This window comes from Clostridium sp. MT-14, from assembly GCF_042436595.1.
GTDB lineage: Bacteria > Bacillota > Clostridia > Clostridiales > Clostridiaceae > Clostridium_B > Clostridium_B aromativorans.
The window spans coordinates 1-9,639 of the sequence record NZ_JBHMIY010000056.1 but is presented as its reverse complement, the minus strand read 5'-3'; the positions used below and the strand labels follow the sequence as shown (position 1 = coordinate 9,639).

General features: G+C 30.3%; 8 protein-coding genes and 1 pseudogene. All 9 read right to left on the bottom strand.

The genetic code is table 11. The features are described 5' to 3' along the window. Positions 1-108, bottom strand: a 108-nt coding sequence (locus ACFHWD_RS19905) for a Gfo/Idh/MocA family oxidoreductase (RefSeq protein ID WP_378059986.1), incomplete at its 3' end; no start/stop codon positions are given. A 170-nt stretch (positions 109-278) separates the two neighbouring features. Then, positions 279-1,538, bottom strand: a complete 1,260-nt coding sequence (locus ACFHWD_RS19900; RefSeq protein WP_150356182.1) for an O-antigen ligase — start codon at positions 1,536-1,538, stop codon at positions 279-281. A gap of 23 nt (positions 1,539-1,561) precedes the next feature. Beyond that, positions 1,562-2,821, bottom strand: a complete 1,260-nt coding sequence (locus tag ACFHWD_RS19895; protein ID WP_150356183.1) for an oligosaccharide flippase family protein — start codon at positions 2,819-2,821, stop codon at positions 1,562-1,564. A 33-nt stretch (positions 2,822-2,854) separates the two neighbouring features. Then, complete coding sequence (locus ACFHWD_RS19890; protein ID WP_150356184.1) at positions 2,855-4,078, bottom strand: glycosyltransferase family 4 protein; 1,224 nt, start codon at positions 4,076-4,078, stop codon at positions 2,855-2,857. A gap of 20 nt (positions 4,079-4,098) precedes the next feature. Next, entirely contained in the window at positions 4,099-5,190 is a 1,092-nt protein-coding gene (locus tag ACFHWD_RS19885; RefSeq protein ID WP_150356185.1) for a glycosyltransferase, read from the bottom strand. 16 nt (positions 5,191-5,206) lie between these two features. Continuing rightward, positions 5,207-6,313 carry a glycosyltransferase gene (locus tag ACFHWD_RS19880; RefSeq protein ID WP_179978322.1) on the bottom strand — a complete coding sequence of 369 codons (1,107 nt, stop codon included), beginning with the start codon at positions 6,311-6,313 and terminating at the stop codon, positions 5,207-5,209. A gap of 27 nt (positions 6,314-6,340) precedes the next feature. Beyond that, positions 6,341-7,489 (bottom strand): glycosyltransferase, encoded by a 1,149-nt coding sequence (locus ACFHWD_RS19875; protein ID WP_150356187.1) that lies wholly within the window; start codon positions 7,487-7,489, stop codon positions 6,341-6,343. A 28-nt stretch (positions 7,490-7,517) separates the two neighbouring features. Beyond that, positions 7,518-9,002 carry an O-antigen ligase gene (locus ACFHWD_RS19870; protein WP_150356188.1) on the bottom strand — a complete coding sequence of 495 codons (1,485 nt, stop codon included), beginning with the start codon at positions 9,000-9,002 and terminating at the stop codon, positions 7,518-7,520. 16 nt (positions 9,003-9,018) lie between these two features. After that, positions 9,019-9,639, bottom strand: a pseudogene (locus tag ACFHWD_RS19865) (Gfo/Idh/MocA family protein); the annotation flags it as partial.

Below are 9,639 nucleotides of genomic sequence, written 5' to 3'. Positions count from 1 at the left end.
ATCACATACTGCCACTAAAACTGCTTCATCTTTATTGGCTGCCAGGGCTTCAACATGTTTATATGAAATCCTTCCGCAGCCTATAATGGCAAATCTCAATTTCTTCATAAAAACACCTCTTAAATATAAATAATTAATCAACTTACAATTGCGACATGTTTTTATTTTTTAACTTAACCTGCTCGCATGCTTTTCATTATAATACATACTCTCTCTTTTGTCACTTTCACCCTTTTACCGCTTTTTTTCTACATTATCTCTACATCTAACCGCTGATCCTAGTGCAAATTATTGATTTCAGTAAAACTATACTCATCCTTTAATTCATAGGATTGGAGTATGGCCATTGTGATCCAAAAAAAGGATATGACTTTTGGTGCAGAAAAAAAATCATCAATTAAATTCATCAATATAAAAACCACAAAAGACACAAAGAACCCTCTATAAAACTTTAAAAAAAATTTATCTTTAACATTCTTAAGAAAATATATGAGTTTTACCATAGATGAAATTATAATTGATACAAATGCAGCTGTTCCAAATATTCCCATTTCTGCTTGCATTTCCAGAAAAATATTATGGGGATGTTTTGGAACAAAATTACTTGTTTTCAGACCCGGTTTTTGATACATGTATCTAGCACATGCTTTTTCAAAATTTCCATTTCCTACACCTATAATGGAATGATCCTTAATTATCATTATAGCTGTATCCCAAATTTTTATTCTAGATGTATTTTGGGTAACATCTGTCAATTCCCTCAACCTACTAGAAATCTGCGGTATAAAAAAGCTGACTATTCCAATGGGGATTAGTGTAAATAAAAATTTCAGGCTGTACATAAATGCAATTATTATACATCCTATCCCAAATCCAAGCCATGCATTCCTGGAAAAGCTAAATAGTATATTCAATAAAAATATGGATGCAATCAATATATAAAGTACCTTCCTCTTTATGTCCTTTTCCTTAATAGCAAGCATTATTATGGGAAATATAATTAAAATAAAATAGGCTCCTAAATTATTAGAATTTTCCAGCGTTGAACTAATTCTGAGTCTGCTTACAGATTCCCCTGCTTGAATCACACCTATTCCTGAAGCATAATCCCATATTCCTATAATTCCTACTATAACAGAAATAAATATATAACAATATAAAATTCCTTTTAAAAATTTCTTTTCAAACCCCTGGCTAAATATTATGAAATATAAAATTATGTAACTCATATATCTCAGAGTTTTATAAACAGATTCCATTTTATAATCTGCATAGATAGATGAAACAGCCATTATAATTATCAGGGCCATTATAGATATACTCAAATAATCAGATAAAAATCCCTTTATACCTCTAATAAAACTCTTTCTCATGTCTTTAAAAAATACAAGTCCTATAAAATATATAAAAAATACTACTAGCATCCATATATCTCCACTAAATGGTATTCCCATAAATTTGAATTTACTATATACTAGCGGCATAATAATTACATACATATAGATGGATAAATACAATATCAACTGATAAATTGCCATAATTTAGTACTCCTTTTTTAAAATTATTCATTGACATATTTTCTAAGATATACATTGGATATGATTGAAGACAATATATAAGTTGAAACTGTAGATAATGATGCCCCAATAGATCCAAACTTAGTTATAAGAACTATATTAAGAACTATATTGACTATACCTGTTATCATTGAATTATAAAAGTTGACTTTCACAAGTTTCATACTGGCAAGCACATTGCCCGATGGTATTCTAAAGGTACCTGCTATAAGATATCCCACAGTCAATATTCTAAAATTGGTAATTGAATCAGAATATTGCTTAGTAAATACAGTTTCCACAATAAAAGGAGCAAATACTATAAGGACAATCGTTATAAATATATTTAAAATAAACAGATACTTAACAAGTATATAATATTTATCTTTAATCCATTTTCTATCATCCCAATGCCTTGCAAAATAAGGATAGGCAAAAGTCAATATTGACATAGGAATAAACATCAAATTAAACGGAATTAACATAGCAACATTATAAGACGCTATTATCTCACTACTCTTGGTTATAGCTCCTACAAAAAAAGTATCCATTAGATACAGCAGCTGCGACATTGCATTTGTAAGACAGCTAACCACAGAATATTTTAAAAAATCCCTTTTTTCTTCCTTGGCGGGATAAGCTATCTTAGCAATCTTTTTCACCTGATTACGTATAAGATATATGCCAATAATAATAGAAATTATATATGCCATATATCTCCCAGCAATTATACCATTTACACTAAAATAATATCCAAAACAAACATTGCCAAAAAAGTACAATAAAGTGTTTGTGATTGTAAGCAGTGAAAATTCGTTATTCCTAAGTTCCGCTCTAAGCAGTGTTTGAATTTCATTAAAAAATATTGTCATAAGGGGAATTGCCGACAGATAAAAAAGCATCTGGGTACTTCCCTCTACTGGCAGTTTGAAAAATACAGTATATACTATAATTGATATAGCTATAAGTAAATTAAAGGCACTTCCTATTTTAACAGCATATTTAAAATAAGATAGTCTTCTATCTTCTCTTTTCTCCATACTGCAGTATTGCAGCGAACTAGACACCATTCCCAGGCCTTCCAGTGTCAAAAATATATTCAATATATTTTGAGCATATGTAAAATCTCCATATAGTTTTTTCCCCAATATTCTAGTCATAAAAAACATTATGCCAAACTGTATCACTTTATTTACAAAATTCGCACTGAATATTTGCACAAGTCCTTTTTTCAATACCAGCTTAATTGTACTTGCATCTTTCATATTAACCTCCAGATTCCGAAACAAATATACTGATCATTTCACAATACTGGAAAGTATATTCTCCAGTTTTCTAGTTATATTATCTCTGGAATAATTTGTTATAGCATATTTCCTTCCATTACTTCCGAGTTTTCTTCTCAATTCATCATCTTTGGATAATTTTAAAACCGCATTCGCCAGATCAGATGAATTTTCCGGTTCAACCACTATTCCTGCCTCAGCTTCTTCTATCAATCTTGCAGCTTCACCATCAACGGCAAGTACAATAGGAAGTTCTGTTGCAAGTGCTTCAAACATTTTTGAGGGAAGGGCACCTTTAAATATATCCAGTTTTTTCAATGGTATAATAGAAGCATCCATGGAGGCAATTATCTTAGGCATATTAGCTTTTGGCTGAACTGGTAAAAAAGTAACATTTTCAAGTTTTTTTTCAGCCGCCATATTTATAAGTTTTTGCTTTTCGGGACCATCCCCTACAAAAACAAATTGTATGTTCCTATGTTCTTTTAAAATTTCTGCCGCATTTATTATAATTTCAAGTCCTTGAGCTAAACCGTGTATTCCACCGTAACAGGCTGCGAATTTACCGTTTATGCCTATAGATTCTCTAAATTTTTCATCTCTGTTCTCTTTTCTAAAAAATTCAGTATCCACTCCATTGGTTATAAGATGAATTTTTTCACTATCAAATCCCCTGTCAATTATATTGTCAACTATTCCTCTTGTTTGGCCTGTAATTGCATCAGCCTTTCTATAACAAAACTCCTCCAGCCATGTAGATGCTTTTATCAACAGCTTATTATGAAGTACACCGAGTTTAACAGCAGATTCAGGCCATAGATCCGATACATTGAACACAAATTTAGCCTTTATTTTTCTAGCTATCACATAACCTGACCATCCTAAAAAGAGAGGGGGTGATTCAGTTATAACTACATCTTGTTTCTCAATATATTTAGAGCCGGTAAATACAGAAGAAAAGGTAAAAGAAAGATAATTTCGGAGTCTTTTTAGAAATCCCTTTTCTTTAGTAGCATATATTCTCGTTCTAATTATCCTTATTCCATCTATTTTTTCTATTACAACCTTCTTGCCTTTATATCCTTCAAATATTTCTCCTTTAGGGTAATTTGGCATAGCCGTAAGTATCGTAACTTCATGTCCAAACTTTTTTAGACGTTTTGCAAACTCAAAAATTCTATTTTGAGGTGCACCTACTTCTGGAGGACAGTACTGTGTCAAAAACAATATTTTCATAATTTCACCACCAAATATAACTATGAATTCACTACATTCTTGTATATAATATCAATTTTATTAAAATTATCTTCTACATTAAAATTATCTTCCACAAATTTTCTTGCATTTTTTCCCATCAGTATTCTCAAATTCCTGTCTAAAATCAGCTTCTCCAGAGCTAGTTCTATATCATCACTGTTCTTCTTTTTAACAAGAATACTTGATACATTAGGATCTGTAGCTTCTGGAAGTCCTCCAACATCCGATACTATAACTGGAGTGCCGCAGGACTGGGCCTCAACTACTGCAACTCCAAAGCTTTCACTATCTAAAGTAGAAGGAAATACAGCTATATCAAATCTATTAAATGCCTCTGCAACCTGTTTTCTATCTAAAAATCCAAGAAACCTAATTTCATCTTTTATTCCCAAATCAACAGCAAGATTTTCTAGATAATCTCTCTGAGATCCCCTTCCGCCTATTTCCAACTTCAATTTTTTATCTGGATACTTTTTATGTAATTTTCCAAAGGCCCTAATTAAATACTCTATTCCATATTTTTCTTCCAGAGTTTTTATTGTCCCTATAGTTATACAATCCTTACTTCTATATTTATCCTCAGATGGCTTAAATAAATTCAAATTGACACCAAAAGGTGTTACCTCTATTTTTTTATCTGTATATTTATTGGTTTCAATTGCCATGACTTTACTTGTAGAAAGTATCCTATCGGCTTTTTTTAAATTGTATTTAAGCATGATTTTTTTTAATATACCGTTTTGTGGAAAATCAAATACGTCACTTCCCCATACCGACAATATAAATGGATGAAATTTAGATAATGCTCCCAATAGTCCATAACTAGTTGCATAGTGAGCATGAACTATATCAGGCTTTATTTTATAAATAATATTTTTCACTTTTGTAATAGAAGATAGATACTTTAATTTTTTTATAGAACTATTTTTTCTAGTTTCCGTTAAATCATAATCCAAAGTGTATACACAGACCCCGTCTATTTTGCCAGGATTCAGAGATATAACATATATATCATATCCTCTATTTTTAAAAAAATCACACAGTTTTTTAGTATGTATACTATTTGCATCGGACAGATAACATATTTTCATATATACTCCTCCAAAACTATTCTTTTAAATCATCTACAACTTTTCTCGCTCTTGCCTCCCAAGTATTGTACCATATAATTTTTTTTATATTATTTATTTTTTCTCCGTATGACTTAGGATTATTAATTATATATTCCAATTGTTTTTTTAATTCTTCTCTTGAATAGTCTATAGCCCATCCTATATCATTATCATTTATAAACTCCCCAACAGATGTCATATTTGTAGCAATTACAGGTTTGCCATAAGTAAGGTAGTCAAACAACTTTACAGGCATAGCAAATTCCCTATACTTCTGAGGTTTTACAAAAATACTAAATAAATCTGCCTTTTTAAAATATGGAATCAATTTGTCTCCTGATTCGTGAATTATATGTATTCTGTCATTAATATATTTTTGGTATTTATATTTTTCTGAATTCCATTCCTTTTCCCTGCAACAAACTGTCAAGCTCAAATTTTTATTCTGATTGACTACTTCAAAAAGATATTCCAGATTATAGAGATAATTTAGTCCCCCTACATAAAATATATTCAAATTCTTTTTCATATCATTTATGTCGCTTTGAAAAGATATTTTATGTTTTTCAGCTGCAGGAGGCAATTCCTCAACTTTTCCTTTAAAATCTATCGGTATATAATCATACATCTTCAATGATGGAAGATAAAAAACATCCAAAAGATACTTATACCTCAATAAATCATATTTGTAGAACATACATGCTATAATTCTCTTTACAAATGATACTGATAACTTGTATTCGTCAAACTTCCAATATACATCTCTATAAAATAATCCAATTTTTATTCCGTGTCTCTTACAAAAACTAAAAAAACCAAAATCTAAAAATGGAAACATTGGAATATGATTTTTTTCAGTTAATATTGTTGGCTCCGTAGAACTTTCCGAGTACATAAAATCATATTTTACTCCATCTTTAATTTTTCTTTTTATTTGCCCTATACTATATTTTCTTTCTTTTCCATATCCCATAACAATATCTACATTATATCCAATACTTTTAAAAGCATTCAGCATCCTCAAAGGTCTTATTTGAGATGCTGACGGCCAATTTTCATTTATTTTAAATGGTATATGAAATATACAATTTGACAATATAATCCATCCTTTCAAAAATCACTTCAATAATTAACTTGAAAGAATACTAATATATAATTCTTTAAGTTCTTCACCAATTGAATCATAATTGAACTTAGATTCAGCATAATTTCTTATGTAATTGGGATCAAAATAATCATAATTTTCTATCATGGATTTTATCCCAATTTCCAATTGCTTTTTACTGCCAGGTTTAACTAATATTCCAACTTTTTCATTTACAAAATCCTCTGGTCCGCCGCACTCAGTTGCAAGTACAGGTTTCCCTCCAGCCATGGATTCTATCAATACGCTGCCAAATGTTTCCTTAATACTAGGCAATATTAAAAAATCATTCCTATCTATTAATTTTGGTATTTCAGATTTATCCACCTTTCCATAAAAATTGCATTTATCTGATATGTGAAGATCTTTACACATTTTCTCATATTTATGCCTTTTAGAACCATCACCTACTATATTAAAATCTATATTATAGTAAGGATTTTCAGTTATAAAATCAGCAAGTGCAGGTATAAAATATTGTAGTCCCTTTACTTCACTGTCAGGCATCAATCCTATAAACAACAAACGCCAATTTTTTTTATCATTATTACCTGTTTGCTTATTATTGCAAAAATATAAAGATGTATCTACAACATTCCCTATTATCTTACTTTTAAATTTGAATTTTAAGCTGGCAAGCTCTTTTGCCAGATATGTACTTACCGTAATTACATATCTGGCTCTTTTATATGATAAATAAAATAAAATCCTATTATAAATTTTATTTGAGAATTCATGAACTTTTGAGGAATGTTCTGTTATTATATATGGTATATTATTAAAGAACTTACTATATATGTATCCTATAAAACCTGCTGTATAACATACATGGCAGTGTATTAAACTTATATTGTTTTCAACTACTATTTTGTTCAACATTTTGGCTGCCTTGATCATGCTGAAAAGCCTCGATATTTTAGCTTTTTTAAAATAATCAGTATTGGCCCTATATACAATTATTTCATCTTCAACAAATCTCATACATTTTCCCCTGTTTATATTCTTGTCATAGGGGTAAAATACAACTGGTATTAATCCAACCTGTTTCAAAGCTTTAACTTGTTCTTTAATGAATATACCATTTACAGGATTCACACTGTCAGGATACCAGCTTGCTAGTATTAAAATCTTCAATTAACAGCACCTCAGATTCTAATTATTTTTAAATTTTTCTGTTACTCGTTATAAGAGCCATTGACATACCCATAGATATCCAAAAAGGTGTATACCACATAATAGTACTGGGTCCAAAAGATAAAAACACTATTCCAAACAAATTTGATGAAAACATAATTGAGTATTTCTTCATCTCCCTATCTGAATAATCATAAGAACGCAGCGGAGATCTTATCATGTTGGCATATATATATATTGTGTATAAAAAAATTGCCACACCAAAATTTCCCAATATTTCAAACCAGAAACTGTGAACATTCAGGACTCCAAAAGTATTATTCATCTTTTTTACATAGTTTTCAATATTTCCAGGACCAAAGCCCAGATAATGTTTTTGAATAATAACTCCATGTACTACATCATAGATAAGTGTATATCTCTCGTTCTCCGATCCTTTTTTGCCCAGCTGCAGTAATTTTTCATCCTGCGGGTTCAAACGATAATCTGAATTAAAAATATTCAATTTGCTCAATAATCTTGAACCTGTTATTTTCCCATAAAAAGGCTGCATATTCGGTATAAAAGAAATTCCTAAAAATACCGCTATGGTAACAGTTGCCAAAATTGCAAGTCTTTTTATATTATACACACTTCTATTATTTGAGAAAGAATAGAAAATTATCATAAATAATAATACAATAAATATAGTAATCCAGGCTGTTCTGGATCTAGTAAATATTAAATTTAACTGACTTATGAAATATAACAACAAATAGATCCTTTTATTAAATCTGCTATTGGTGAATAGCCATGCTCCAATTAATATCGTCATGCCTATAACTAAAAATGCTGCATAATTATTGGGATTGTAAAAAAACACAACTGGTATCTTTTTAACATAACTTATCTGGGTTACTATAGGATCCCACTCTTCAAAATGATTTCTAACTCCATACCTTACTCCAAATATTTCCAATGTTCCAAGAAACAATACGCCCATATATATATATTCTAAAAGCTTTAGGCTCTTATTCATGACTGTTCTAGATCTATTTTCCCAAATCATCATAATCATAAGGGATATCATAATAAAAAAATTAAATATATACTTAATGGACAACTTTTTATCTTCAGAAATAAAAAAACCAAACAGCATATATACAATGAATATACTGATAAAAATAAAATACTTATTATTCTTAATTAAATCAAAACCAATATTATTATAGTGTTTCACAAAACCATATATGAAAAATAGCATATATATAAACAAAGTCACATAAAAATAATATACTTCATATCTACTTCCTATGGGTATCTTCAGTGAAAAATTTATAATAGCAAACAATAATGTAGAAAAATATATAAGATCCAATTTGCAGGTAATAAATTTCTTATAAATTATAGTAACATAAAAAGCTGCAAATAACTGGACTACAATCAAACTTGGAAACATAAGGTAATTTGCTATTAAACTCAAGATAATTAATATGTATACAATTCTGCTTTGGCCATTAGAAGCTGTTTTCATCAACATTTCCACCTTTTCATTTATTACTGAGTATTTTGTCTACATCTACCATATCCATAGTTGAAAAATCTTTGAATGGAAATTTAACCGGCATACCTGTAAGCCTCGATTTATATGATGACAAAATTATAGACATTCAATTTTTACAATATTTCCCATCTATGAGAGTTCTCTTATTATTGTTTACTGCATCTATCATATCCTTGAAAAGAGGTATGTGTCCAAAGCCATATACGGTATCGGGATTCCCTTCCTGTGTCCTTGACATCTCATCATCTACGTCCCTGTGATCTGCAAATTCCCAGGTCTCTATCTTATTTACTGCAAGTCCGCCTATGCACACGGTGCCTTTTTCTCCAAATATGCTGAGGGTTTCTTCCAGATTCTTTGGATAAACACAGGCACTTCCCTCCACTATTCCTATGGAGCCATTTTTGAATCTTATTATAATCGCCCCAAAATCCTCCGCCTCTATATTTCTTATAAAGGTATCACACTGGGCATATACACTATAGATTTCTCCACCCATCATCCACTGGAGTAAATCTATATTGTGTATACACTGATTCATCAGTGTGCCTCCATCGAGTTTCCAGGTCCCTCTCCAGGGAGCCTGATTGTAATAGTCCATATCTCT